Source organism: Sphingobacterium sp. HSC-15S19, from assembly GCF_050433745.1.
Lineage (GTDB): Bacteria > Bacteroidota > Bacteroidia > Sphingobacteriales > Sphingobacteriaceae > Sphingobacterium > Sphingobacterium siyangense.
The window spans coordinates 20094-45776 of sequence record NZ_JBNPWQ010000019.1; the positions used below are offsets into that span (position 1 = coordinate 20094).

The window sequence follows — 25683 nt, forward strand, 5'->3', positions numbered from 1 at the left end:
CAGAATCTTTTGTTTATTTTGTTCAACCATTTAAATAAAACTATTATATTTGCAAAATACTTGAGCAGTCAAGTATTTTGCAAATAATAATATGACCGCAATTAATACGATTTTGAACATTATAAAAGTTCAATCTGTCATCACCAAAAAGTTTGATGGGTTGAGCTTGCATGGACTAAGTCTGACAGACTTTATGATCCTACATATTTTAAGTCAGGCTTCCGGGAACCGGTTACGGCGAATTGATCTGGCTGAAAGTACCGGTTTAACGGCCTCAGGGATTACAAGGATTATTTCACCTATGGAAAAGATGGGGCTTGTTGTAAAAGAACACAATGATAGAGATGCCCGGGTCAGCTATGTGAAGCTTACTGCGGCTGGTGATCGAATTTTTAATGAGGCTACTGTTACAGCTGAGCACATCGCCAATAAGCTATTGGACGGAATGGCCGTAACAGATCTCCTTATTTTTGCTGCGCAATTGAAATCATTGGGTGGTGATTTATAATTTTAATTTAAAAGCACATGAACAAAGTAGATAAAAAACAATTGAAATCCGAATTCCTGGAAAGTAAACCATTGATGGGAGTTTTAACAATTTACAATATGGCCGAAAATAAAATACATATCGCAGATAGCCTGAATTTAACCGCTCTTTCCAACAGAATCAGATTTATGTTAAACATGGGGCAATTTGACAACAAAAACTTGCAGGCGGATTGGAACCGATTGGGTGAGGGAAATTTCCTGTTTGAAAATACAGTTATTATTCCATTTGAAAACGACAAAATCATTGCTTATAAAAAAGTCGTACTTCACGCCGCAACTGAGTTGAAAAGTAAAGTGAGTGAAACAACAAGTATCTATTGATATGACAAGAAAGACGTATTTGTATCCCGGTTATGAAGCCGGAAGGAATCTGGCATTGAAAAATATCCAAGGCCCTATTGTAAATCTTAATTTAATTCAGTTGAGGAAAATCGCGGACTATACTAATTTTCCGGAGATTGCACCAATCAAAGAAATTTCGGGATACGATGCTTTTATGAATTATATAAAGCTAGCCAAACCTTTTGTGGAAGAAAGCGGCGGTGAGCTACTTTTTATTGGGCATGGTGATCGGTTTCTGATAGGGCCCGATCAGGAACAGTGGGATATCTGTATGCTGATTAAACAGAAAAGTGTGTCCGATTTTTTTTCATTTGAACAAAATCCAGCTTATATGAAGATTATAGGGCATCGGATTGCAGCTATCTCGGATTCAAGACTTTTACCCTTGGAAAATGTCCCGTTTTAAACGATACTTATCATAAAAAATACCGCCTATTTGAATAATAAGTGTATATTTAACATTAATAAAAAGTAAGCCTCGTATCGTATTCTACTAAAGCATCGTGGAAAAGCGTTTTTGAGCAAATTTAAATTCGTGTTGAATATCCTTTCGAGATCAAGATAATTTGGAATTTGTGCATTAAACAATCCATGGTTAAGTTTTAATAAAGAAGGTTTGCTTGACAAATAAACATTTAGAAAAACCTAAAAATTGATCCGACATGAAACTAAAACAAATGGGGGTATTGAGTATTGCATTAATGAGTTTTACTAATGTCATAGCGCAAAAAATATACAATGCAGATAAGGCGGCGGGTTATCTTTTTGCTTATTTTGAGGGTTCGGGGGATAAAAATACACAAGAGCAATTGCGATTTGCAGTCAGTCAGGATGCGCAAAACTGGGTTGCATTAAATAACAATAAACCTGTTTTGTCATCCGCGGATATATCCCAAACGGGAGGGATTCGTGATCCGCACATCCTTAGGGGAGAGGACAAAAAGTCATTTTATATGGTCGCAACTGATATGTTTACCGCCAAGAATGGTTGGGGAAGTAATCCTGGTATTATTCTGATGCGATCTGATAACCTGACGGATTGGAAACACAATACTGTTGATCTGGCAAAATTATACCCTAAAAAATTTAAAAACGTAAAATGGGTATGGGCACCACAGACGATCTATGATCCAGTTGCGAAAAAATACCTTGTATATTTTACGGTGAAATCATATGAGAACGATAAACTTGATTTTTATGCAGCCTATGCGAATAAAGATTTTAGTGGATTTGAAAGGGAACCTACTTTATTGTTCAGTCCAAAATTTGGCGGTATTGATGGCGATATCGTCTATAAAGATGGGTTATACCATTTTTTCTTTAAGGGCAATACAAAAGATGGTGCGGGCAAAGAAGTGAAAAATGGGATTCAGCAGGCGACAAGTAAATCCCTAAAAGGACCATGGAAAGAAGACTTCCGGTATCTCGATGCCTATGCAGACACTTCTGTTGTTGTCGAAGGATCGAGTCTTTTTAAGTTGAACGGAACAGACGATTATATCTTGATGTATGATCTGTATGCGAATGGAAGATATGAATTTCAGCGCACAGATGATCTTTTTAATTTCTCCTCGAAACCTGAGGCTTTGCGTAAAAATTTTAACCCGCGACATGGAAGTGTGATTTCAATTAGCAAGGAAGAGTCTCGTCTTCTGAATAGTAAATGGGGTGGTGTACCCGGTGAATTACTATCTCCAGAGGTTGGGGATGACAGGTATCGTTTTACCGCAAAGGGAAATCCGATTATTAAGCATCATTTTACGGCTGATCCAGCAGCAATGGTTAAGGGGGATACACTTTGGTTGTATGCAGGCCATGATTTTGCAGGAGGTCAGCAAGGCTATAAGATGAAAGACTGGATTGTTTATTCTACAACGGATTTAAAAAATTGGACGGAATATCCAGTGTCTTTGAGAATAAGTGATTTTACCTGGGCAAAAAGCGGCGATGCATTTGCGGGACACGTTACCGAACGTAATGGAAAATATTACTGGTACATCAGCTCTAATTGGTCCGGAATAGGTGTTGCTGTCGCAGATAGACCCGAAGGTCCCTTTAGAGATGCATTGGGGAAACCGTTATTGACCAATAAGGACTGTTTTGCTTCTTCCCATTCTTGGGCCTGTATCGACCCGGCTGTTTTTATTGATGATGATGGCCAAGCCTGGATTTTCTGGGGTAACCGTGAGTGCTACTACGCAAAACTCAAGGAAAATATGGTTGAGATTGATGGCGAAGTAAAGCAATTGAATTTTGAAGGACTGGCTTTTACCGAAGCACCGTGGGTTCACAAGCACAATGGAAAATATTATTTGAGTTATGCCACGGAATTTCCGGAGAAGATCGCTTATGCCATGGCCGATAAGATCGAAGGTCCCTATGTGTATAAAGGGATTCTGAATGAAATAGCAGGCAATAGCAATACGAACCATCAAGCAATTGTCCCTTTTAAAAACCAATGGTATTTCGTTTACCATAATGGGGGGATTAACCCAGATGGAGGCAGTTTTAGCCGTTCGATATGCATAGATACCCTAAATTACCGTGCAGACGGTACAATCCATAAAATTGAAATGACAACGGAAGGAACTACCGGGGACTAACGTATGAAAAGACGGCGAGCAAGCTAAAGTGGCTGCCGTAGAAGGTTGGGTGGAGACCGATTTAATAGATGAAAAATGTGGAACGACAGCATCGTTCCACAAAATGTTTTTCAGTGTAGTATTGTAGGATTCTTTTTACAGTATTCTTATCGAATCAATTCAGAAATTTAAAATGATGAGATAGGCATCTTCATTCATTTCAGCAATTACTTCTTTTGAGTCAAGTTTACTTATAAGGCAAATGTAACTTAGAATAGCAGTAGAAAGAATATGAAAAAGATACTTTTTTATGTGAAAATGGGAATATTTGGTTTTTTGCAAAAAAAATACCATCCTCTTTCATAATATTTTAGGCTCAAGCCTGGAATATCGAAAAATTTATCCAGGAAAAAATTTACCATTGTCGAATTAATAGATCTGAGTATGGCCAAAAACAATGAAATTCAGATGGCGATAAAGCGTATTGTTATCTATTGTGAACTATAAAGTACGAGCTCAAATTAGTACAATATGATACATTGTATCAATTTTACGCCGATTTGTTCCAACATGCTGAATTGTCATAAAAATTCTGTTGATTAGGCCTTTGTTTGTTATAGTTTTGGATTAGATCTTGTGTTTAACTTCATCAAGAATTGTCCTGTAGAAAATTACGGCGATGAAAGCCTATCAATCTCCTGTTGATTCCTTCGGATGGACGTTAATGCTAATTTTTTAAGTTATAGCAGATCAACTATAAATTCGTTCTATTCCATATAACCACATGAAAAGACAACGTCGCTCCGTTTTTCTAAAATCTATTGTTTTAAGCAGCACAGCCTTTTTGGTTCTAGGTGCTCTTTTTTCCTGTTCGAGTAATCGAGGATTTTTGGGTAAGCAGGAGTCGATATATCGCCATGAACTTGATCGTTTAAAGGAAGTGGCAAAAAATAACTTAACAGACAATATAAAGGAGTTCAATGCTTACGAGCACCGGCCAAAATCGGACGGTGCTTTTGACGAATCCAACAACAAAGAATTCTTGGTCAATAACATTCCGTATTTTGAGAGTTCCAACGATACCCTAAGTCGCGTTTATAATTATCGTTGGTGGATGATCAGCAAGCATCTTCGGGATTATTACGATCCACATGATTCAAAGGAATATTGGGTGATAACAGAATTTTTCGGGTATCCCGCCTGGGGATCCTTGAGTGGAGCGATTACCTGCCCAACAGCGCATCAGTTTTACGATGTACGTTGGCTTCGTGATCCAAAATACCTTCGATCTTATGCCGAATATTTTATGCTTGGATCAGCTTCCAAAATAAATCAAAGGGAAAACGGTAATTTTTTGACCCATTTGAGCAGGCCCGAAAGTGTTCATTTTTCCAGCTGGATGGTCGATGGTATTGAATCATTTTTAAAAATTCATCCCGATCAGGCCTGGACGCAAAAGATGCTTCCGGCGATGGAGACCCACCAGCACCTTTTGGATAGCCTATTCACTGTAAAAAATGCAAATGCGAAGACCGACGGCATGTACAAAATTCTGGATCTGTATGATGGCATGGAGTTCAGCCTTTCGGCGGTACTTGGCTTAATTGAAAGTAAAGGGCCCTATGCTATTTATACCGATAGTATCTGGAGAGACCTTTATTTAGGTTGGGGGACGACAGACAAGGCAGCAAATACGACTGCAGCGAAGGACTTTCCATTAGCATTTACCAAAGGTTATCCTGATTTTTATTTGGTGCGCCCATCCGTTGGAAGTTATTCCTTTGGAAATAACAACGCATTGTACAATCTCTATAGACTGGAACAGCAACAACATCCTTCGATTAAGAATAAGGCGAAAGCAGATTACTATAAGGTCAGAAGTCAGGAAATACGCCGAAAATTTCTCCGGACGCTTTGGAATTCAGATGATGGATTTTTTAATACCTTAACAGCTGGTGACAACGCCTATGGTGTTCGGGATTACGAAGCTCGGGTGCGGGAATCCGTTGGTTATACCCCCTGGTATTTCAATATGATACCGCCTGAGGATAATAAGAAGTATGAAGTAGCTTGGGCGATGTTTACTTCTGAAAAAGGTTTCAATAACCACAAAGGAATGACCACGGCCGAAAGGCAACATCCCTATTACAATGAGCAGGCTTATGCCTGGAACGGCAGAGGATGGCCTTTTCAAAACTCGGTCGTCTATAAAGCATACAGTAACTATTTAAGAAATTATAAGAATCAAATCACTGCGCAGGACGAAGAGATCCTCTACGAACAAATTATGATGCTTACCCGACTTCACGGTTATGCCCAGCCAAATATCGGTGAATGGTATATACCAAGTGATGGCGAGCAATTTGGTGGACAGAGTGATTATTTTCATTCAACCTATCCTGACATGATCATAGCAGATCTCATTGGCTTTAAGGCTACCCATCACAACAGCTTTCAGCTTCAGCCGCTGATACCTGCGGGCAAAATGGATTATTTTTACCTCGGAAACTTAGACTATCATGGTAAAACGATCGACATTGTCTGGAAAGAAGACTGGGATCAAAACAAACCAGGAAAACAGCCTATGTTATGCATTTGGGTAGATCATGTCTTAAAGGTAAGCTGCAAGAATCTTGGTGTCAAAATAGACGTAAATTTAGACTAATATCAACAGGTGTTTAACCAATTTAAAATACATCGATTGGATGAATCTATTTTAACGGAAATTTAGAAAATAAGACTCTATTGCACAACGGTCATTTTAATTATACGGAACTCAATCGTTAAATTTGAGAAATTGAGTGGCACAATGGTAAACGATTACAAAAAATATGAGCTATTTGGAAGACCGATGATGCAAAAAATTGCTTTGAAGGCACCATTTACATTTGAATTTCCAGTAGCGGAACAGGCTTGCTTCCTCTATGTGCTGGAAGGGGAGATGCAATACCAAGCAAATGACGAAGAGCTAACTATTGCGAAGCATTATTCCTTATTGCTGAATTGTATTAATTCTGGAAAGCGAATCCACGATGTGAATCCAACGCAGGATTGTCAGCTGTTAATCGTCACTTTTTATCCCGATACCTTGAAGAAAGTTTACGATAGAGAGTTGCCCTCGTTGCTGCTTGAACCCGAAAATATCATTTCAAACCAATCAAAAGAAAAAATTGACAATGATTTCCTGATCCAGAAATATGTCGAAGGCTTGCTGTTCTATTTTGAAAATCCTTCATTGATCAATGAAGATATACTGGTGCTCAAATTAAAAGAAATTATATTGCTCCTGTCCCAAACGAGAAACGCGTCGGTCATACGGGTGATATTATCACAGCTTTTTTCTTCAAGTACCTATTCGTTTAAACAGATCATTGAAGCCAATCTCTTTTCCCAATTGACCATTGAGCAGCTTGCGGAACAGAATAATCTGAGTGTTTCTTCATTTAAAAGAGAGTTTGCCAAATTATATCGTGATACACCTGCCAGCTACATCAAAAATAAGAAGCTCGAAAAGGCGGCAGAGCTCCTTTTGGTTTCCGATCAGCGTGTTTCCGAAATTGCCTTTAACTGTGGATTTAACGACCTTGCAACATTTACAAAGAGTTTTAGTGACAAATACCACATATCGCCAACAAATTATCGTCGACAGCTTAAAAGCAACTAAAAACCAATGGTTATTTGTATATGGTATTCCATTTTTATCGAGGGGACCAAGTTTTCTCCAATAAGATTGTAGTCCTGTTATTTGAACTAAAATATCAAATCTTTGAACGAAATCAAAAAACTATTTTTCTTATTCTATTGCAACTTTGTAGTGTTCCATTAAAGGGTTGTTATTCCATGGATTGTGCCGTGAAAGCGTGACAACGACCTTACATTATAGGAACATTTTTTTGAAATTATCAACGTTAAAAATAGAAAAAATGAATTTATCAGGTTTAGGAGTTTTCCACACAGTTATTGGTCTTACAGCACTTTTAGGTGCTGTATTAGGATTTATCAGCTATGGCAAGATCAATCTTAAAGTATTATCGGGGAAGTTATATTTTTATGCGACATCCATCACTTCTCTTACGGCATTAGGAATTTCGAAACAGGGCGGCTTCAATGCCGGGCATGTTTTTTCACTCTTCATCTTGGTTCTTGTCACGGTGGCCTATTGGCTGCACGCAATAAAGAAAAGTAGTACGAAGGCTCGGTATTTTGAGAATTTTCTATGGTCATTCAGTTTTTTCTTGTCGCTGGTGCCCACCATTAATGAGACCTTTACCAGAGTTCCAATCGGACACCCCTTGGCAAAGGATACAAATGATCCAATTATTGGACAGACCCTTTTTGTACTTTTTGTGCTTTTTATTATTGCAGTCATTTTTCAATACTTCAAACAAAGGAAAATCAACACTGAATTGGGGACAGAACTAAAAAGTCGTGTCCAGTAGTGCTATTTGATCCAGGCCTTTACTGAATGCTCATCTTTAGCGTCTTTCGGTTCATGTGATGCTGCAATCTAGTTTGTTGTACATTTTTTTAAATATGACAAACTAATCTTTTGCTTTTATTGTTAGAATTTGTAAGAGTTTTAACAACATATCATTTTGAAATATATGCTTAATTACGATTGTTTAAAGAAATTAAAGATGTGCGGCGGAAAAAATAATTCAACGGGATTACTTCTGGCAATGGTGGCGGGAGCGGCAATTGGTACATTGGTCGGTGTATTGGTGGCACCGAATAGTGGAAGAAAAACGCGAAAGAAAATCAAGGCAAAAACAAGGGATCTCAAAGAGCAGGCAAAACATAAATACGAAGAAGTAGCCGATAAAGTGAAAGAAGAGTATGATCATGTGTCATCCTCAATTAGCGAGACAGCAGGCCATATGGCTGATAAGGTCTCTGATGAATTTGATAAGTATAAAGATCAAATAAGTGCTAAGACTGCCGAAGAGACAAAAGCGATTAAGGATGCAGTTAAAGATCAAAAAGAAAAATAACTTTTGATTCAAACAGCAGAACTGGCAATAGACATTGCGCGGTCTGCTGTTTCTTTTTTGATCTTCACCTCTTAAATTATAATGTCCATGCCCACCGGGATCATTTCTCCCATATCCAATGGTCATTCTATGGTTTTCGTTAGCTTTCAGTAGCTTAGTGAAATCCGGCGCGAAATTCCAGGGGCGAAAGTTTGGTTTTTGTTTTAAACAATTTGCTGAATGACTGTGAATGTTCAAAGCCTAATTCATAGGCGATTTGGCTAACAGAAAGTGCCGTTGTTGACAATTTCTCCTTTGCTTTTTCAATCAGTTTTTCGTGAATATGCTGTTGGGTACTTTGCCCCGTTATTACTTTAAGCAAACTGCTGAGATACTTAGAGGAAATATTTAAGCTATCTGCGATATATTGAACGGATGGAAGACCCTTTGAGACCAAACCATCTGTAGAAAAATAAGCATTCAGCAGTTCTTCCAGGCGATTTAAAACGTGATGATTGGCTTTCTCTCGCGTCAGGAATTGTCGGTTGTAAAAACGCTCCGAATAATTCAGTAATGTTTCGAGGTTTGATACAATAATGTTCTTGCTGAATTTGTCCATATTTGCTCGATATTCCCGTTGGATATTTTCAATAATATCGTTTAGTGTTTTCTCTTCACTTTCTGAAAGAAATAAAGCTTCATTTGCCGAATAATCGAAGAATTCATGCTCTTTAATGGTTTTCGCCAATGTGGTATTCCATAAAAAGTCCGGATGAATAAGCAACATCCACCCGCTTCGGTTTACGTTGGTAACAGCGTCATTTTCTTCCAGTTTCAGCAATTGATTGGGCGACATAAAGCCGAGTACACCGTTGTCAAAATCAAAGAGCTGCTGCCCATAGCGCATTTTGCCTGTGATGCCTCTTTTATTGGAAATGACATAGAAATCAAACAATAAGGCCGATGCATCATCCAAAGGAGAACGTTTCATCTTTGAATAGTCCACAACACTGAGCAATGGATGCTCAGGCTGTGGTAAACCTCTTAATTGATGAAATTCACTGATCGTTTTTATACGCTGTGTTCGACTTTGTAGCATATAACAAATTTATAAATAATTCTGATGAACATCTTCCAATAAACCGATATGCGTAGGCGACCAATCTAATTGCTGCTGTGTCTCAAAACTTGTCGCCGGGCTATCGAAGGTGATGAAATGGCTCAGCCATTGGAAATGTTTGACAATATCTTCACCCCGTAATGAAGTAACAGGCAAATGTAATTTCGTGCCGATCAGTTCAGCAATTGCACTGATTTTAATGCCAGTTTCACCAATAGCGTTGTACAATGCCCCAATTTCGGCTTTCTCGGCCGCCTTGCAGAAAACTTTTGCAGCGTCTAAACGATGAACTGCTGGCCAACGATTGTCCCCATTTAAGGGATAGGTCGAAACACCATGATCGCGTGCAAATTGGATCAGACTTGATGTGAAGCCTGCCATAAAGCCAAGATCACTGCTGCCGTGAACAGAGGGTGGTAAGCGAACCACTGAAGCATGGACACCTTTTGCTGCCAGGGCCATTGCCGAAGGTTCTGAACCTCTCGGTGAATTTAGGAGTGTACTTTCCTCTGTGACGAACCCGTTGATAAGTGGTAGACCCAAGGTTCCAGCTGTAACGACAAGCGGTTTTTGTGTACCGAGCAGCACTTCGCCCATGGCATTGATCGCATTGATATCAATTTCGGCAGCTTTTGCATACTCATTTGCAAACATCAGATCGTGGGAAAACCCCGTATGGATGACGGCGTCGGCGCTTGAAGCGGCTTGTTTTAATATATCCAAGTGTTGAAGATCGCCACGGATTACCTTAGCACGCAAATTGGCGATTATCTCTGCTGATTTTTCTGAGCGTGCTAAACCAGTTACTTGATGTCCCGCATCGATCATTTCTTGAACGATTGCTGAACCTATAAAGCCTGAAGCTCCGGTTATAAATACTTTCATAATCTTTTTTTTCTTGAGACAAAGTTCTGTGTAAAGTTGCCCGTAGATGTATCCAAATGTCAGAATGTTGTAGCCATCTTTCAGAAAATCGATGAACTTGAATTTCGTAAGCTGCAATATTTTTCGAAACAAGGCTTCTTTCATGAAAGGAGTATCGTATTAAAACCTCGAAATGATCAGTCAAACTGTCCCATATACAAACGATAATATTTACCTTTTTGCTTTAAGAGTTCTGCATGCGAACCGAACTCGGCGATTCTTCCTTTTTCGATCAGACAGATTACGTCGGCATTCCTTATGGTCGAGAGTCTATGGGCAATGACGAAGCTTGTTTTGTCTTGCATTAACCGGTCAATACCTTCCTGAATAGAAATTTCAGTGCGTGTATCGATTGAGCTGGTCGCCTCATCCAATATTAAGATTGGCGTGTTGGCCACAGTTGCCCGGGCGATGTTAATTAACTGCCGCTGTCCCTGACTCAGATTGGCCCCGTCATTGGTCAATTCGGTTTTATACCCTTGTGGCAGTTGCATGATAAAGCTATCTGCGGCAGCAAGCTTTGCTGCCGCTATCACTTCATCATCCGTTGCTGTGAGCTTGCCGTAACGGATGTTTTCCATGACCGTATCGGTAAACAAATGGGTGTCCTGAAATACGATAGACAGTTTTTTACGCAGTTCATTGCGATCCAACTTAAAAATCGATGTCTTGTCTAAAAGAATATCCCCGGATAGCAAAGGGTAGAAGCGAGGTAGCAAATTGATAATTGTCGACTTGCCGGCGCCGGTCTCACCCACGAAAGCGATCTTTTGTCCTGGTTTTACGTCGATGTCAATATCAAATAAAACCTGTTTTTCGGGTACATAGCCAAAATTTACATGCGATAGTGTCACTTGGCCCTGAATCGGGGCCGGCATTGGCAATGGATCTATCGTTTCACTTTCAGGAGCAGTGTCAATAACGGCAAAAATACGTTCTGCGCCCGCAAGAGCTGCCTGTAAGCTGTTGTATTGGCTGGAAATCTCGTTTACAGGCCGTCCAAATTGCCGTGCATACTGTAAAAATGCAGTTAACCCCCCTAAATCAAATCCACGTGTGATCACTAGAATACCTCCTGCGATGGTAGTCAGCGCGTAATTAATGGTGCTCATATTCGCCATCAAAGGCATCATCATTCCAGAATAAAACTGGGCCTTTGTTGCTTTTTCCCGCAGTACCTGATTAAGCTGCTCAAATTGTTCTATGGCAGCGTTTTCGTGGGCAAAAACCTTCACTACCTTTTGTCCGCTGATCATTTCCTCCACATAGCCATTGGCATTGCCGAGCGCAGCTTGGTTGGCGGCAAAAAAACTCTTGCTCTTGTTGATGATCAGTTTCGCCAGATATAACATCAGCGGAATCATGATCAATGCAATAATCGACAGGATAGGGCTGATATACAGCATGAGGGCGAGTGTCCCCAACAAAGTAATTGAGCTGATTAAAAGCTGTGTGATACTATTATTCAGGGCATCGCTTACTGTATCCATGTCATTGGTGAAGCGACTCATCAGATCACCATGCTGATGGGTATCGTAAAATTGCAAAGGGAGGTACTGCATGCGGTCGAACAGATCATTTCGGAGGTTAGAAATCGTTTTCTGTGCCACCTTTATGGTCAGTCGGTATTGCAACATGTTGAAAATTCCTGTAGCGATATAAATTCCGATCATGACCAGGGCAATATGTCCTAGACCAACAATATCTTTTTTGAGGACATAATTGTTGATCGCAGGTCGTAAAAGGTAGTTGCCTGCCAGTGTCCCCGCAGTTCCCAGCAAAAGTGAAATTAAAATCAGCAGGAGCATCAGCCGTTGCGAAGAAAGGTAGCGCATCAATCGCCATAAAGCTTTAAATCCCTGTTGAGGCTTTTCATTTTTAATGCGTCTTGAACTACCGGGGCCAGGTAAACTCACGGGAATGGATTTGTTTGAGGTACTCATTAGGCTTCTTCTTTTTGCAGGTGTTGTGACTGATAAATTTCCTGATAGCTGGTATTTGTTTGCAGAAGTACATCGTGTGATCCAGAACCGACAATGCGGCCTTCTTCCATGACCAATATTTGGTCGGCATGCATGACGCTCGAAATACGCTGCGCGATAATTAATAGTGTGGTGTTCTGCAGATAATTTTTTAAACCTTCACGTATTTTTCGATCGGTATCGATGTCCACAGCACTTGTACTGTCGTCCATAATCAAGATTTTAGGTTTCTTCAATAAAGCCCTGGCAATACATATGCGTTGTTTTTGTCCTCCTGAAACATTGACGCCTCCTTGTCCCAGTAGTGTCTGATAGCCGCTGGGAAAGGAGCGTATAAAATCGTCTGCACAGGCAATCCTAGCTGCGGCATAAATATCCTCTTCTGTTGCCTGCTCATTTCCCCATTTGAGATTTTCTAAAATAGTTCCTGAAAAAAGTTGGTTCTGCTGCAACACAATCGCAATCTGGCTGCGCAGTTCCTGTAGTTGGTAATTTCTGACATCGACGCCATCTACTAAAACGGCACCTTCAGACACATCATATAGTCGTGGAATTAATTGTACCAAAGTGCTCTTTCCCGAACCTGTGCCACCTATGATTGCAAGGGTAGTCGCAGGCTTTACTTCGAAGCTAATATTGTCAAGGTTGGGTTTTTCACTTTGTAAGTTATAACGGAAAGTGACTTGCTTAAATGCGATCCGTGCCGCTGTGATGGCGTATCTATTTTGGAGGCCTTCCGCAGTATCCGTTAAGGAGGGTTGTTTCTCTAAAACTTCTTCAATTCTATCGCCAGAAGCGATTGCCCTTGAAATCATCATGAAAGTCAATGAAAGCAGCATCAAAGAAATAAGGATTTGCGTGATATAACTTAGAAATGACATCAATCCACCCAGCGCAAGCGTTCCGGTCATTACTTTCTGTCCGCCAAACCAGGTCACGGCAACAAGCGACAAACCCATCACCAATTGCATGACAGGCATGATAAGGACAACGATGCTCGAAGCTTTGGTGGCAACATCCATCAGATCGAAATTCACTTTGTCGAATTTCTTTTTCTCAAAATCCTGTCGTACAAAAGCTTTTACTACCCGCACATTGAGTAGATTTTCCTGCACAACACTATTGACACGGTCAACTGCCTGTTGCATCTTGATAAAAAAGGGGAGTCCTTTGCGTAATAAAATAAAAATACTTAAGGCCAATATAGGTAATGCAATGGCCATCACGATGGACAGATCCTTATTAATAGAAACTGCAAAGATAATGGCAAAAACCATCATAAGGGGTGCTCTTAGAAGCATACGCAAGCACATCATCATGACTTGCTGCATCATATTGGTGTCGTTGGTGAGCCGTGTTGTAAGCGAGGCCGAACTGAAATAATCGGTATCCGCAAAAGCAAAGGATTGTATTTTTCGAAACAAGGCCGTCCGGAGATTCGTCGCAAAACCCACCGACGCGTGTGCAGAGTAATAGATGTTGCATAAATTGGCAACGATAGCAACGATGGCTAATCCGATCATGGCCAATCCAATTTTCAAAATGTAGTTGATATCTTTATGCAAGATTCCGTTGTCGACAATGATAGACATCAGACGGGGTTGAACAATCTCGCAAAATACATCGATCACAACGAAAAAAGGAATAATCAAAAAAGCCTTTCTAAATGACTTGGTATAAGGGGTAAACGTGGAAAGCTTCATCTGCCTGTATATCCATTAAATCATCTAGTCCAATTTGTAAGCCTGAACGCTGTTACTCCTAACGGTAGGCACATACAGCATACCTGAAGATTTATCGTATCCGATATCGGCAGCGTTTATCTTTTTGTCACGTGTGTCAAGTAATACAGCATTGAAGCCGTCAGGTTTGACATGGTAGATCAGTCCTTGCCAGCCAGAAACTACAAATTCGTTGGGTTTAATTTGTACGACACCGTCCAATCCGCCTTCCATACCTTTCGATATTACGGTAGTTTTTTTATCCTGATCTATCTTAACAAGCGCGCCATCCGATAGCACATACAAGTCTTTGCCGACAGCCAGCAACCCATTTGCACCTTTTAGGTTTTCTGCATAAAGCATAGGAGATTCGTTTTCAATGCGATAGACTTTTCCAAGTCGCGTATCACTTACATAAACGATACCCTTTGAGTCAACGGTAATGTCGTTGAGTAGCTCAGCGCCATCAATGGTAATTCTTTTGACGATGCTTGCTTTATCCGTATCGATGACGGCAATGGATTTAGAGAATGCTTCAGCCGCATAGAGCCGGTTTTTGTGGATTCCTATACCCAAAACAGCATTGAGTCCTGTAACCCAATCTCTTTTGATAAATTTTCCGTCCATATCCAGTTTACTGATGAATGCTGTAGTATTAGGTTCGAAGGCGATCGTATTTGAAACATAGAGTACTTTGTTCTTGGCATCTACCCAAACGGACTCTGGAGATCTTAGGGTGGTGTCCGATTGCCATTGAGGCGTTAAAGACTTCTGTCCAAATAGGACTTGTATAAACATGATAAGGGTTAATGTTAACGTAATTTTCATTGAAAATCGGATTGAGATTTATATTAGTTTAATTTATTCGAATTAAATAACGATTACCCAAGGGAACTTTGGTCTTCCGCTAAAGAAGAAATAGTTGTAGTCAAGAAAAAAATCGACCATTGAGTTCATTTAATATACAGAATTTAGATCGTATTGTTTTCTTTTTTCGAAAGAAAACCTCATCGGATCGCTCAGCTCGATTACTTCTTTATAAATAAACTGGTGCAGCATTTATTTTCAATATACAGCAAAATTATTGTACGCACATTAAACGTATTTATAAATAATTTTTCATTTTATACAGATTTATGGAAGCCATTAATTTCTTGTTAATAGTTCATTAATGGTACATAATAACTTTGATTTCAAGAATAACCCCAGTAAAACTTTAGCCTTCCGGAACATCGGGAAGGTATGGGGGCCAACATTGAAATAAACCAATATGTATAAACCCATTTTCAACCATTTATAAAAAAACACTTAATTATGAGTATTAGACAGCAAAAAATAGTATGTATTATCTTTTTGTTGATCGCTTTGATGATGTCCTGTTCAAAGAGCGAAAAGAAGATTGAAGAATCTATCCCGAAAGGGGAGGCCAAAAAAGCGAATGGCAACAATGGGCTTTCCGCGACAGGCGATGTCGTTGGGCAGATTACCGTGGGATACCAGGGCTGGTTTTCCTGTGCGGGTGACAATTCACCCATGGGAACACATTGGTGGCACTGGACTGAGGCTTGGCAGCAGACCCCGACCCAAGGTAATTTCCATATTCCTTCTTGGCCTGACAACAGCGAATACAAAAAAAATACAATACCAATTTACCGGCATTGGGCAATGGTTCGCCTGCATCTCTGTTTTCTTCATTTGACGATCAGACAGTCAATGTCCAATTTAAATGGATGAAGGATTACGGTATCCACACGGCGGCATTGCAGCGATTTAATCCCACAGGGATAGAAGGTCCCATTCGTAATGCGATTACGGCTAAAGTTAAAACTGCCGCCGAGCAACATGGTATCAAATTCTATATCATGTATGATGTGTCGGCTTGGGTTAATATGCAGGCTGAAATAAAAAATGATTGGCTAAATCTGATGAAACAATATACCCAGTCTACTGCCTATGCCAAACAGAACGGGAAGCCTGTGGTCGGTATTTGGGGATTCGGTTTTAATGACAACAACCATCCCTGGTCAGCAGCCGTTTGTCTGGAGGTTATTCAGTGGTTTCGCGATCAAGGCTGCTATGTCATGGGCGGTACGCCAACACACTGGAGGTTGGCACAAACAGGAGGAGATTCGAGACAAGGCTATATCGATGTCTACAAATCATTTGATATGTTGTCACCTTGGATGGTAGGCCGCATCGGAACCATTGCAGACGTGGATCATTATGCGCAGCATATCCAAAATGCTGATCTACAGTTTTGCAATTTAAATAACATAGACTATCAGCCCTGTGTATTGCCGGGGTCACTGCAGGAGGGGCAACGAAAACATGGTGATTTTATGTGGCGACAATTCTATAGTTTGACCGCGCTTGGTGTCAAGAGTATGTATGTGTCCATGTTTGATGAGTACAACGAATCCAATCAGATAGCGAAGACAGCTGCAACTCAACAGGATGTTCCTGTTGGGCTGGGGATTAAATCTATGGATGAAGATGGGACTGTTTGTTCTTCAGATTATTATCTCCGGATTACAATGGATGGTGGGAAGATGCTAAAGGGACAGATAGGGCTAAGCCCAAATAGGCCAACATCCCCTCAATGAGTCAACTTTAACGTACACAATTGGTTTATATAGTTTAATAGTGTAGCCGAATCTTTGTCATGAAGATTCGGTTTTTATACTGTTTATTATGCGATCAGAAAAGCATTTTTCATTTCCAATTCAGACTTTCTTTAGTAACTTTAATCCATTGTAAACGCTGAACTCATCGTTTATAAGACTTTGCAGAATACGTTTTGCCTTGTACAACGTTGATCGGCAAGGTTGTTATGTATCGTCCTTGGTCGCAAGTCCAAGGGTGTTCATCGACCTAAGTAAAGACGATTCTGGGATGGTTTCGTGCTTATATCGATTGTCATGTTTCAAAAAAAAATAAAAGAAATGCTCTTTATAATTTTATTCATTGTTGCGGTAGTCGCCGCAGGTGTGGCCTATTATTTATTCACCAATGGTAACGTTAATGTAGATATGGCTTTGAAATCAGCTACGCTATATAGATTTAAAGTTAAGGGGTTGGACGGCTCGTCCATTGATTTCGCGCAATTTAAAGGTAAAAAGATACTCGTTGTAAACACCGCTTCTAAATGTGGGTTTACACCTCAGTACGAGAGTCTTGAACGCTTATATAAAAGATTCAGTGATAAGTTGGTTATTATAGGTTTTCCTTCAAATGATTTTTTAGACCAAGAACCTGGTAAGGATGCCGAAATAGCTGCTTTTTGTCAACGGAATTACGGCGTAACTTTTCCGATGGCAGCAAAGATTGATGTTAAAGGAAAACGGCAGGCGCCTATTTATCAGTGGTTGACCAACAAAAGCTTGAACGGCGTAGAAAGTTCTGCTGTCTTGTGGAATTTTCAGAAATATCTAATCGATGAAAATGGCAGGCTTGTGAAGCATTTTCTTCCAAAAATAGATCCCGAGGATCCTGCAATTGTGGCGGCGCTCGAGTAGTTAGATAGTGCTCATTCAATTTTCTTTAAACATTTGAAAGTCCGCGGTAGTGGATGGCTGCAGAATGGGAGAAATTCTTTAATAGAACGGCCAGTCAAATTACTAATGAGTTCATCGATTGATTTGCCAGCTTTTCTAAATCCTGTACCCTTAAAATCTGTTATATAAATATCCAGTTCGCCTGCTGCATCAATTTCATAGTCCCAAAAGAGATAGTAGCCATTGTCGCTGGAAGCGAAGGGAAACAATCGCTTTACGATTGGCAGCGAGCAGTCAGGACCTATTTCAAACCAGATATCATCATTTTTAACATCATCAATATAGGTATTTCTAATTTCATCGGATCTAACAGTTAATGAATCTCCATAGTTGCCCATCGGAATATAAATATGAAATTCACCTAATGCTAATCCGTATCCATAGTTTTTTACAAAGGATTTGTATGATTTAGGAAAAGCTTTTCCATTTGGGAATCTAAAATTCTCGAGAATTGACTGATCCCCAAATTCAGAAGGTGTACCTTCTATTTGCAGATCAAAGGTATTATTTAGCATAACGTTTTTATAAAAATTCGCATATTACGATTCAAAATTTCCTGCCTATTGTTGATTTTTTTTTGATTTATTACTTTACCGCCACTTACTTACCTGCAGTACGTTTTCATCCAGTTGTGCCGCTAATGATTTCGCCCGTGCTTTTAAGATCAATTTTCTGCCAGTAATTGTTCGGGTAAAGATTAAATCACAATTCCCTACGTGTGCTTCCCACTGATTGCTAAAATATTCGGCGAACTCTTTTTTGCGTGCCAGCAGTTCCGGAACAGCATGATAATCTTCCTGCTTGACAAAAAAAGCAAATTTGTTTTTCCTGACAATCACATAACGCGGATTATTGATCGGCGCTATAATCTCCTGTAATGCATTGATGAATATTGATTTGTCGTATGTTGTACCCCCTTCTAAATGGCAGTAAACGGAACCCGAGCGGTCAACTTGCATTTCTACGCGTACTTCGTTTCGATCAGTCCGTATGATATGAGCTTTTAGCAAGCCATTTAAGAGCGCATAACTCACTTGGTTGAGATCTTTGGAAATATCTCGGTATTTCAAATATAGTCTGAGTGATCTGACGGTATTTCTCCCGAAAAGCAGCATTCCGACTGCACCCAAGCTGGCCATGTAAATATAAAAATCTTTTAGGCTTTGCATATTTTTTAATGGCCTAAAAAATCCCTGCACATTGTCAAGTCCAAAACTAAGCCAGGCAGCGCCCACTGTCGCGAGTAGGTTTCTAATTGTTTTGTTGAGATACAATGATTTTACACGTTGATAATCTTGTTTTTCTGCAAAAGGTATCTTGATCTCCTCGACGAGATTCACTCCTTTGCTAAGCGCATCATTCCACCGCTGTCTGAGGTTCTCTCAGTCGGCAGCAAATAGCAACATTTCCGCATTTTTCCGTGAAATTTCCCCAACGTTGTTTATGTTTTCGGGTAGATCAAAACGGCCTATACCATTTTCAATTTCAGGTTCTTGTCGCAGCGAGACGCCGACAAAACTTTTGAACCGTCGCTTTAATAATTTAAGGTCATCACCGCCCGTTGCGGAAGTGGAGTCTGCACATACCAAATGCCAGATATTTGACGTTTTGTCCTTATTGCCCTGTTGTGCTCTGATAGCCCGACCCCGCATCTGATTGGAAAGTACAAATGAGCCGACAAAGCTCGCTAAAATCAGGGCATTGATTGCCGGAGCGTCCCAGCCTTCACCTAACAATGACTTGGTCCCCAGTAGGACTTCAATTTCTCCAGCCTGGAATAGCTGTGTGACGATGTGAACGATATCGTGTTTAAGTCCCTCTGTCTGGTTTATTAAAAGGTAATTTGCTTCAAAAGGAACAGGGCTCGCGGCGCTGTCATAAATATCATACTTTGCAGCAGTGGTTTGAAATGCAGCGTAAGTGCTTGCCGGAATAATGATCATGGATCCTGTAAGTACAGCGATTTTCTTTTTATTCTTATTTTCCCGTCTCAATTTTTCGAAAATAGGGATAACACCTATTTTGTTCAATTCAAGCGTATTGTGGTCGGTGCTTACATGGAATTCTTTTCGGATGAAATCCGAAAGGACTACCAACCGTAGGTTTTTACCCAATTTTTCATATTCAAAATCCACAATCGCTGTAATAGCGTCCATTTTACTGATACTGGATGTCAAATATTGTCGGACACGGCTATTTTGGGAAAAGTTCACCCGTTTTCTTTCCGTGGCACCATGCCTTTGTAATCTATTTTCTAGCATGTTGCGGTGTTCTTCAAACGCATTGAAATGTACCTTTTCCTGGTACAGATAAAATTCAAGTAGAATTTCGAGCCATTCATAATCCAGGTGAGGTATTTTAAAATCCTTGCCACCGATGATCTCCATATGGAGCTCGGGAATTGGAATTTGGTTGGCATGGAGAAAAATTAAGCATGCTGAGTAATATTTCAGGTTATTATAAACCCAGTCGAGATCATCCATCGGGTTTAACCATATCGGATGATTTTGGACTGCCTGAAGTACGATTTTGTCGCTGCTTAATTCCTTAAACAGTTTAAGCATGCTATCCCTATAATCGGCAATAAACTGTCTTTCCTTTTGGCTAGGACTGGTGAAATAGATATAATCCTGATGTGGACATAGATCTCCCTCAATGACAAGTTCGGGGACGGAAATTTCTGCATCTATGGGGCCATTGAGATCCATGTAGCGCTGCCATTCTGTTGGGTTGACATCGTAAGGTGGAGTTGCTGTTAGACCAACAACCGTTGGCTTCAGCTTTTTCTTTATATGGGTTAATATATGCCACCATTCATTTTTAAGATGGTGTGCTTCGTCGACGACAATCGTACCGATTTTTTGCGATTTCAATTCCTCTAGGATAAGCTCAAGGTTTGACCCGAGCTCCGGCGCATCCTGATCATTGCAGGCAGCATGCAGTCCCTGATAGGTTACTACGGTGAAAAATTTTGGATTCCGGATATCCCTGGAGATCCAGTCCGGCATGGTGTCCGTTTGAAGAAAAAGTTCACAGAACCGTTGTATCCATTGGTTACGGATTGCACGCGTCGGTGCGAGAATTAGGGTTGGTTTATTGATGCGTATAGCGACTTCAAGCCCCAAAACCGTCTTACCTGAACCGGGAGGTGCCACCACATGTAAATGACCATCTTTAAGATGCTCTTGTAATTCTTCAAGTACCCGTTGTTGGTACTTGCGCCATGAATATTTGAATTTAATTGCTTTAGGGTATTCAGTCAATAGATCCGGATAATTTAAAATTTACACTATATTGCAGCGCAATATACCAATTTTGGTTGCAAATACGATTTGCAGTAGAAGACTCGTATAATTCCTTCTATTGACCTCGAATATAAGTTATATATTGAATAAATTTTATTTAAGTTAAATTCCGTGTAAGCTTTCCGAAGAGGAAAAATAGCCGTTTTATCCAAAATGGAGGTGCCTCCTAAGTACGTTTAATGCATTTTAAAAGCACTAGTCCCTTGTGCCTGATCAGTGTTATATCCGTGCTTGATCCGTACATCCTTCAAAAACGGGCTAGTTTCAAGCGATTAATTTTAGCAGTTGGTTAATTTTGGATTAATTCTGGACGAGCGGGATTTGGCATCGTTTCATCCTCCGTTAGGCTTATTGGACAGCGGAACAATTATTATTCGCGGAGACAGAATTTATATTCGTACATCACTCCCGGAAAATAACTTGATATCTTTGTAAGCGTACTTAAAAGTGTTATCGATGAATAGACAACAGTAATTATAAAAATACGGGTAATATGGGGAAAATTATATTCAGATTTTGGTTCGTTAATGTACTGATAAGTGTCGCGCTATTTATCCTATACCGACTTGTTATTGCAGAGACGAATACGGCTGCTACAGGATTTCTGGAGACGATTATAGTTATACTGGACATTGTTGTCAATTTAGGTTTTTCAACAATTTACCTTTTCGTAGTGATTTTATGTTCTTTACTATTTTTTCTAAATCACATCGAAAAAATTCGCCAAAATAAAGTATTATCGTTTTTGACATTTTCGGGAATACCTGCTGTTTGTCTGGTCTTACTGATTATTTATATTTTGGCTGGAGTTTATAAATATAATATGGTTCTCGACCCGTTAAAAATGCTGCTCCTTTTTTCTGTTGTTTATCTAGCCAGCACCGTCTTAGAATTTGTCCTGTTCAGAAAAATAATCGAAAAACAGCAGGCTGACCCGAAAGTTTAGCAATAAACCGCATTTTTATGTTATCCGTTCCTGGCGTATCTACAGTCCTTTACAAAAAAACGCAGGGGTAGGACTGCGTGCTCCTGAGCATAAGCGATACCGATTCGTGCTGCTTTTCCGATTTGTGCTGAACTGTATTTTATTCCCTGATCTTCAATCCATATGCTATCACCGGTCAATAATACGCCATTAAATGAGGCGTCAATTCCCAAAGCTTTAGCCGTAGATCCCGGTCCGTTGGAGAAGGAGGGTTTTTCGGGCCGCACAGGTCTCCGCAATGCCATTACGTCAATGCCAACCAGCGGTTCAATCCCTCTAATTAGAACGCATTGGGGATCGTCTGCTCCAGAAGTCACAATATTCAACAGATGGTGAATCCCATAACAGAGGTATACATAGGCGACGCCACCTTTCTTGTACATCGGCTCGGTTCTCGATGTTCTCTTTCCGTTAAATGCATGGGATGCTTTATCCATAATGCCAAAGTAAGCTTCGGTCTCGACAATTCTACCCGCTGTTACCAGGCCATCTTTTTGCGTATAGAGAACTTTTCCTAACAGATCTTCCGCCAGGAATATGGTATTTGTATTAGTGTAATAAGATTGAGGTAGTTTAACCATTTTTTATCCTTCTAACTGTCAAAGAGTATGTTCGTCGCATGACGGTGATTAAATATAGGGAAAATCATCATTGACGGCGAAAGAATAGTTAAGCAAAATGATTTCTAGACTTAAATTACGTAATAGGCGCAAAAAACTGTTTATCCTAATTTTCATGAGGCCTAACAGCCGCAATTGGTAGACATAGCAGTGAGATCAAATTGTTTGGCCAGCTCCGGGAATATATAACCTTCTGGAAATACCTTTGCGAACTAGATGAATAGGGGGAGTCGTTTTTTTATTTTATAAGATATGGGTTGCACCAAATTGACCACGCATTAAAGTTGTTGCCACTTTGATCTTGCGTAAGGAGCTCAAGATCATCGACACCTGTGATATCTAGATCAAAAAGATACTGTTCATTGGGCTTGACATTATGGGAAGAAAGGATTTTACTATTACCACGGATGATAAATTGAATGCCCTCTGGTTTTTGAGCGCCGTCACGTAAAGCTGCGATGATTTTTAATTGCCGCCACTTTTTTGCAAGCTTGTACTTATATAGGGATGGTGCATGGGCATATAATCCTTTGCGATATACCTTAGCGCTGTTTTCTAGAAAAAATAAAGCGTTAGATTCTGCTGTGTAATAATTTCTCGCTGGGTTTTCCCAACCTACGTAAGCTTCTTCCCATGCTGCGTCAGAAAGAAAGATACTATCCTTTTTTATGGTTTTAAGGTTGATGGGTTGGTCGTCCTGCAACAATTGATTTAAGACACTCAACTTGGCCTGTTTTTGATTATCCAGGCTGTCATTTTCTACTACTCTAATCAGGTCATTGACGGTAGCCTGACCAAAATTATTAATGGTTAGGAAATCTCCTTCGTTACTATGGCTAACCATTTTTCGGTATTCTTTAACTGATCCGTTGTCAAATAAAAACAGCATTCTAATTTCATAGGGTATATTGCCTTCAAAAGGAGCAATATCAATTTCTACAGAATTGCTCTGGTTGACTACAGCGGTAAAGCTGTTGCTCAAATACTCGGAGGTATTATAAGGGTGGATCAACGCGACAACGCCATATGGTACTGTACCTGAATGGTACTGAAGCTTTAATTTTGTCGTATTTTCGGTTTGAAATAGCATAAATGATTGTAATAGGAATTCGTTTTTTTGTTGGATAGGTTTTGGTCGCTGTGTAAATATGGGATGACTACTTAGTTGAAAGACTGAGGCTTTGGAAAATTTAGCTGATTTTAAACCACCCCATTTTTCGACTTTGTAGTGCCTGCTACCATGTTCTCCCATTAAGGAAATCGTTTTTCGATTGAACTCATTTGGAAAACCATGATCGTGTGGTAATCCGAATAGGTGGCCCATTTCATGTGCTATCCCACCGAGGTACCAACTGTTGAACTCTCCTACAGTACATGCTTTATTTGTGGCAAACATCTCTGTAAAAGTTATTTTGGTGCTTGCATCCGTGAGTAATGCCGGATCTAGGAGGTCGCAGTCTGCAACCATGCACAAGCCCGAGGAAGCAGAGCCCCTGCCATAGTATGGCGAATGAAATACGTAGGTCCCATTTTCATCTTTATGGCTTAAGGCAGTAATAACAAGGATATGTTCGGTGTTTGGATTGATAGCAGGCGTCAGTTTCTCGAAGATTTCATTTTCTATTTCACGCCCTGAATTTATTGTATAATCATTTGAGGGTTTCGACCCTTGAACCAAGTGGTACTGATAACCCGAATCTTCTGCCTCAAAAGGGATACCATCACTTTTAAATCCCGAATTTCCAAGCTCAGTTTTGTAATAGGAGGAGATATCCTTCAATGTTCGGTCGAGACGATTTTTCCAATCGGAAGACAGTTTTGCGTCAGCAGGATAAAAATAAACAACCTTAACAGTATGAAGCAGTTTATTTTTATTTGTTGAGATTGCTCCTTGAGCGAATTGGTTAAGTGTTAATAGTAAAATAGACAGCATTATCCAGAGGAAGTTTGGCTGACGTTTCATACATGGTGAATATACGATCGCTATTGAATTCAATTAGGTTTAATCTAGGTTTTATATTATCTATACACTAAGTTAAATAAAATCAGCATAGTTTTCTTCAATAATATGCATAAGTTCTTCTCCCTCTACAGGACTTATTTTAAAAAGCTATTCAGATAATCTAAAATGCTTCCAGTTTGGCCTATCAGGCTGACGTGGCTTTGTGCTGGGATAATGGCTAATTGGGATTTCGGCATTTGTCCAAAGTCACCAACTACTGCACCGCCCAATAATTGATATGTTTTTACCAGCTCGATCTTATCTAGACCGTCGTTGTCTCCAGCAATCAAGAGTACAGGTGAAGATATTTTGGCAATATTTGCGTCTCCCAGATCAAATGGTTGCTGTGCCAAAGAGATCATCTGTTCTAAAAATTTTGTCCACTTTGTTTTGTCGGGAGCAACGGCTTCATAGGCTTGCTGCATCGGACTATTTTCAAATAGTGCTGGTTTCATGTTCTGAAAGGCTTTGTTAATTTCCGGCATCCATCCCTTACTTTTATAGGTAGCAGAAATAATGACTAATTCATCTAAGCGCTTCGGGTACTGAATGGCAAATTGGTAGGCTACTGCGCCTCCAAAGCTGTAGCCAAGCACTGCAGCATGTTCAATTCTCAGATAATCCATCACTTTGGCAACATCAGCTGCAAGTATGGCGTGGTCAAACTTTCTATCAGAATAGGGTGAATGGCCATGGCCCTGCAGTTCAATGGCGATGACTTTCCTGTTTTTTGACAGTTCGGGTATGAGCTGACTCCAGTTTGTGCTGATGGTCATAAAAGCGCCGTGTAATAATACAATCGGTTTTCCAGTACCATAAACTTCATAATATACCTTTCTGTCCTTAAGGTGTACTAAACCTTGAGCCGAGGGTTTAATTTGGGCATAAGATTGCATAACAGTAGTCATCATAATGATATAAAGTAATGATTTAAAAATAGTATTTGGTTTTGATATGTGTGTTCATAACGAATTTATTTAAAATGTACGTGACAAATATCATTACGATTTCCCAGGAAGATCCTGTG

Annotated in this window: 23 protein-coding genes; 12 read left to right on the forward strand and 11 right to left on the reverse strand. The window is 40.0% G+C overall.

Features of this window, described 5'->3' with window-relative positions:
• The first annotated feature begins 91 nt into the window (after nucleotides 1-91).
• The 8 genes from L1283_RS16155 (at nucleotide 92) to L1283_RS16190 (ending at nucleotide 8464) form a co-directional block, all read left to right on the forward strand.
• On the forward strand, nucleotides 92-508 hold the full coding sequence (locus L1283_RS16155) for a MarR family winged helix-turn-helix transcriptional regulator (RefSeq protein WP_286851026.1): 417 nt from the start codon (nucleotides 92-94) through the stop codon (nucleotides 506-508).
• Nucleotides 509-525: 17 nt separating this feature from the next.
• A complete protein-coding gene (locus L1283_RS16160) occupies nucleotides 526-870 on the forward strand; it encodes a GIY-YIG nuclease family protein (protein ID WP_286851025.1) in 345 nt (114 codons plus the stop codon).
• Between the two features lies 1 nt (nucleotide 871).
• Nucleotides 872-1297 (forward strand): hypothetical protein, encoded by a 426-nt coding sequence (locus L1283_RS16165; protein WP_312352734.1) that lies wholly within the window; start codon nucleotides 872-874, stop codon nucleotides 1295-1297.
• A gap of 256 nt (nucleotides 1298-1553) precedes the next feature.
• Nucleotides 1554-3494: a family 43 glycosylhydrolase gene (locus tag L1283_RS16170; RefSeq protein ID WP_286851023.1), complete on the forward strand. Its 1941-nt coding sequence runs from the start codon at nucleotides 1554-1556 to the stop codon at nucleotides 3492-3494.
• 763 nt (nucleotides 3495-4257) lie between these two features.
• Nucleotides 4258-6138: an MGH1-like glycoside hydrolase domain-containing protein gene (locus L1283_RS16175; protein ID WP_286851022.1), complete on the forward strand. Its 1881-nt coding sequence runs from the start codon at nucleotides 4258-4260 to the stop codon at nucleotides 6136-6138.
• Nucleotides 6139-6270: 132 nt separating this feature from the next.
• A complete protein-coding gene (locus tag L1283_RS16180) occupies nucleotides 6271-7137 on the forward strand; it encodes an AraC family transcriptional regulator (RefSeq protein ID WP_286851021.1) in 867 nt (288 codons plus the stop codon).
• Nucleotides 7138-7396: 259 nt separating this feature from the next.
• Nucleotides 7397-7912 carry a hypothetical protein gene (locus L1283_RS16185; RefSeq protein WP_286851020.1) on the forward strand — a complete coding sequence of 172 codons (516 nt, stop codon included), beginning with the start codon at nucleotides 7397-7399 and terminating at the stop codon, nucleotides 7910-7912.
• 198 nt (nucleotides 7913-8110) lie between these two features.
• Complete coding sequence (locus L1283_RS16190; RefSeq protein WP_312352735.1) at nucleotides 8111-8464, forward strand: YtxH domain-containing protein; 354 nt, start codon at nucleotides 8111-8113, stop codon at nucleotides 8462-8464.
• A 154-nt stretch (nucleotides 8465-8618) separates the two neighbouring features.
• Here the strand turns inward: L1283_RS16190 and L1283_RS16195 are convergent, their stop codons facing one another.
• The 5 genes from L1283_RS16195 to L1283_RS16215 all read right to left on the reverse strand — a co-directional run bounded on the left by L1283_RS16195 (nucleotide 8619) and on the right by L1283_RS16215 (nucleotide 15018).
• On the reverse strand, nucleotides 8619-9542 hold the full coding sequence (locus L1283_RS16195) for a helix-turn-helix domain-containing protein (RefSeq protein ID WP_286851018.1): 924 nt from the start codon (nucleotides 9540-9542) through the stop codon (nucleotides 8619-8621).
• Between the two features lie 9 nt (nucleotides 9543-9551).
• A complete protein-coding gene (locus L1283_RS16200) occupies nucleotides 9552-10448 on the reverse strand; it encodes an SDR family oxidoreductase (protein ID WP_286851017.1) in 897 nt (298 codons plus the stop codon).
• 176 nt (nucleotides 10449-10624) lie between these two features.
• Nucleotides 10625-12430, reverse strand: a complete 1806-nt coding sequence (locus L1283_RS16205; RefSeq protein WP_286851016.1) for an ABC transporter ATP-binding protein — start codon at nucleotides 12428-12430, stop codon at nucleotides 10625-10627.
• Nucleotides 12430-14172, reverse strand: coding sequence for an ABC transporter ATP-binding protein (locus tag L1283_RS16210; protein WP_286851015.1), 1743 nt, complete (start codon nucleotides 14170-14172; stop codon nucleotides 12430-12432). The genes L1283_RS16205 and L1283_RS16210 overlap by 1 nt, the downstream gene beginning before the upstream one ends.
• A 24-nt stretch (nucleotides 14173-14196) precedes the next feature.
• On the reverse strand, nucleotides 14197-15018 hold the full coding sequence (locus tag L1283_RS16215; protein ID WP_286851014.1) for an ATP-binding protein: 822 nt from the start codon (nucleotides 15016-15018) through the stop codon (nucleotides 14197-14199).
• Between the two features lie 486 nt (nucleotides 15019-15504).
• Between L1283_RS16215 and L1283_RS16220 the strand changes: the two genes are divergently transcribed.
• From L1283_RS16220 to L1283_RS16230, 3 genes are all read left to right on the forward strand, one after another.
• Nucleotides 15505-15924 carry a hypothetical protein gene (locus L1283_RS16220; RefSeq protein WP_286851013.1) on the forward strand — a complete coding sequence of 140 codons (420 nt, stop codon included), beginning with the start codon at nucleotides 15505-15507 and terminating at the stop codon, nucleotides 15922-15924.
• Nucleotides 15921-16793, forward strand: a complete 873-nt coding sequence (locus L1283_RS16225; protein WP_286851012.1) for a glycoside hydrolase family 71/99-like protein — start codon at nucleotides 15921-15923, stop codon at nucleotides 16791-16793. The genes L1283_RS16220 and L1283_RS16225 overlap by 4 nt, the downstream gene beginning before the upstream one ends.
• Nucleotides 16794-17132: 339 nt before the next feature.
• Nucleotides 17133-17705: a glutathione peroxidase gene (locus L1283_RS16230; RefSeq protein ID WP_286851011.1), complete on the forward strand. Its 573-nt coding sequence runs from the start codon at nucleotides 17133-17135 to the stop codon at nucleotides 17703-17705.
• A gap of 11 nt (nucleotides 17706-17716) precedes the next feature.
• Here L1283_RS16230 and L1283_RS16235 read toward each other — a convergent pair whose 3' ends face one another.
• The 3 genes from L1283_RS16235 to L1283_RS16245 form a co-directional block, all read right to left on the reverse strand.
• Nucleotides 17717-18259, reverse strand: coding sequence for an SMI1/KNR4 family protein (locus L1283_RS16235; protein ID WP_286851010.1), 543 nt, complete (start codon nucleotides 18257-18259; stop codon nucleotides 17717-17719).
• A gap of 75 nt (nucleotides 18260-18334) precedes the next feature.
• On the reverse strand, nucleotides 18335-19084 hold the full coding sequence (locus L1283_RS16240; RefSeq protein WP_286851008.1) for a hypothetical protein: 750 nt from the start codon (nucleotides 19082-19084) through the stop codon (nucleotides 18335-18337).
• A 42-nt stretch (nucleotides 19085-19126) separates the two neighbouring features.
• Nucleotides 19127-21007, reverse strand: coding sequence for a DEAD/DEAH box helicase family protein (locus L1283_RS16245; RefSeq protein ID WP_429626343.1), 1881 nt, complete (start codon nucleotides 21005-21007; stop codon nucleotides 19127-19129).
• A 535-nt stretch (nucleotides 21008-21542) separates the two neighbouring features.
• On the opposite strand from L1283_RS16245, the gene L1283_RS16250 reads away from it, so the two are divergent.
• Nucleotides 21543-21995: a hypothetical protein gene (locus tag L1283_RS16250; RefSeq protein WP_286851005.1), complete on the forward strand. Its 453-nt coding sequence runs from the start codon at nucleotides 21543-21545 to the stop codon at nucleotides 21993-21995.
• Nucleotides 21996-22015: 20 nt separating this feature from the next.
• Here L1283_RS16250 and L1283_RS16255 read toward each other — a convergent pair whose 3' ends face one another.
• The 3 genes from L1283_RS16255 to L1283_RS16265 form a co-directional block, all read right to left on the reverse strand.
• Complete coding sequence (locus tag L1283_RS16255) at nucleotides 22016-22615, reverse strand: DNA-3-methyladenine glycosylase (protein WP_286851004.1); 600 nt, start codon at nucleotides 22613-22615, stop codon at nucleotides 22016-22018.
• Between the two features lie 277 nt (nucleotides 22616-22892).
• The gene (locus L1283_RS16260) at nucleotides 22893-24617 is read right to left on the reverse strand and encodes an NPCBM/NEW2 domain-containing protein (protein WP_429626344.1); all 1725 of its coding nucleotides are present in this window, start codon (nucleotides 24615-24617) and stop codon (nucleotides 22893-22895) included.
• Between the two features lie 134 nt (nucleotides 24618-24751).
• On the reverse strand, nucleotides 24752-25567 hold the full coding sequence (locus L1283_RS16265) for an alpha/beta fold hydrolase (RefSeq protein ID WP_286849061.1): 816 nt from the start codon (nucleotides 25565-25567) through the stop codon (nucleotides 24752-24754).
• Nucleotides 25568-25683: the final 116 nt, after the last annotated feature.

Excerpts from the sequence above, each read along its gene's own strand:
- L1283_RS16155 (WP_286851026.1), top strand. The coding sequence starts at position 92 with ATGACCGCAATTAATACGATTTTGAACATTATAAAAGTTCAATCTGTC.
- L1283_RS16160 (WP_286851025.1), top strand. The coding sequence starts at position 526 with ATGAACAAAGTAGATAAAAAACAATTGAAATCCGAATTCCTGGAAAGT.
- L1283_RS16165 (WP_312352734.1), top strand. The coding sequence starts at position 872 with ATGACAAGAAAGACGTATTTGTATCCCGGTTATGAAGCCGGAAGGAAT.
- L1283_RS16170 (WP_286851023.1), top strand. The coding sequence starts at position 1,554 with ATGAAACTAAAACAAATGGGGGTATTGAGTATTGCATTAATGAGTTTT.
- L1283_RS16175 (WP_286851022.1), top strand. The coding sequence starts at position 4,258 with ATGAAAAGACAACGTCGCTCCGTTTTTCTAAAATCTATTGTTTTAAGC.
- L1283_RS16185 (WP_286851020.1), top strand. The coding sequence starts at position 7,397 with ATGAATTTATCAGGTTTAGGAGTTTTCCACACAGTTATTGGTCTTACA.
- L1283_RS16190 (WP_312352735.1), top strand. The coding sequence starts at position 8,111 with ATGTGCGGCGGAAAAAATAATTCAACGGGATTACTTCTGGCAATGGTG.
- L1283_RS16195 (WP_286851018.1), bottom strand. The coding sequence starts at position 9,542 with ATGCTACAAAGTCGAACACAGCGTATAAAAACGATCAGTGAATTTCAT.
- L1283_RS16200 (WP_286851017.1), bottom strand. The coding sequence starts at position 10,448 with ATGAAAGTATTTATAACCGGAGCTTCAGGCTTTATAGGTTCAGCAATC.
- L1283_RS16205 (WP_286851016.1), bottom strand. The coding sequence starts at position 12,430 with ATGAGTACCTCAAACAAATCCATTCCCGTGAGTTTACCTGGCCCCGGT.
- L1283_RS16210 (WP_286851015.1), bottom strand. The coding sequence starts at position 14,172 with ATGAAGCTTTCCACGTTTACCCCTTATACCAAGTCATTTAGAAAGGCT.
- L1283_RS16215 (WP_286851014.1), bottom strand. The coding sequence starts at position 15,018 with ATGAAAATTACGTTAACATTAACCCTTATCATGTTTATACAAGTCCTA.
- L1283_RS16220 (WP_286851013.1), top strand. The coding sequence starts at position 15,505 with ATGAGTATTAGACAGCAAAAAATAGTATGTATTATCTTTTTGTTGATC.
- L1283_RS16225 (WP_286851012.1), top strand. The coding sequence starts at position 15,921 with ATGAAGGATTACGGTATCCACACGGCGGCATTGCAGCGATTTAATCCC.
- L1283_RS16230 (WP_286851011.1), top strand. The coding sequence starts at position 17,133 with ATGCTCTTTATAATTTTATTCATTGTTGCGGTAGTCGCCGCAGGTGTG.
- L1283_RS16235 (WP_286851010.1), bottom strand. The coding sequence starts at position 18,259 with ATGCTAAATAATACCTTTGATCTGCAAATAGAAGGTACACCTTCTGAA.
- L1283_RS16250 (WP_286851005.1), top strand. The coding sequence starts at position 21,543 with ATGGGGAAAATTATATTCAGATTTTGGTTCGTTAATGTACTGATAAGT.
- L1283_RS16255 (WP_286851004.1), bottom strand. The coding sequence starts at position 22,615 with ATGGTTAAACTACCTCAATCTTATTACACTAATACAAATACCATATTC.
- L1283_RS16260 (WP_429626344.1), bottom strand. The coding sequence starts at position 24,617 with ATGAAACGTCAGCCAAACTTCCTCTGGATAATGCTGTCTATTTTACTA.
- L1283_RS16265 (WP_286849061.1), bottom strand. The coding sequence starts at position 25,567 with ATGATGACTACTGTTATGCAATCTTATGCCCAAATTAAACCCTCGGCT.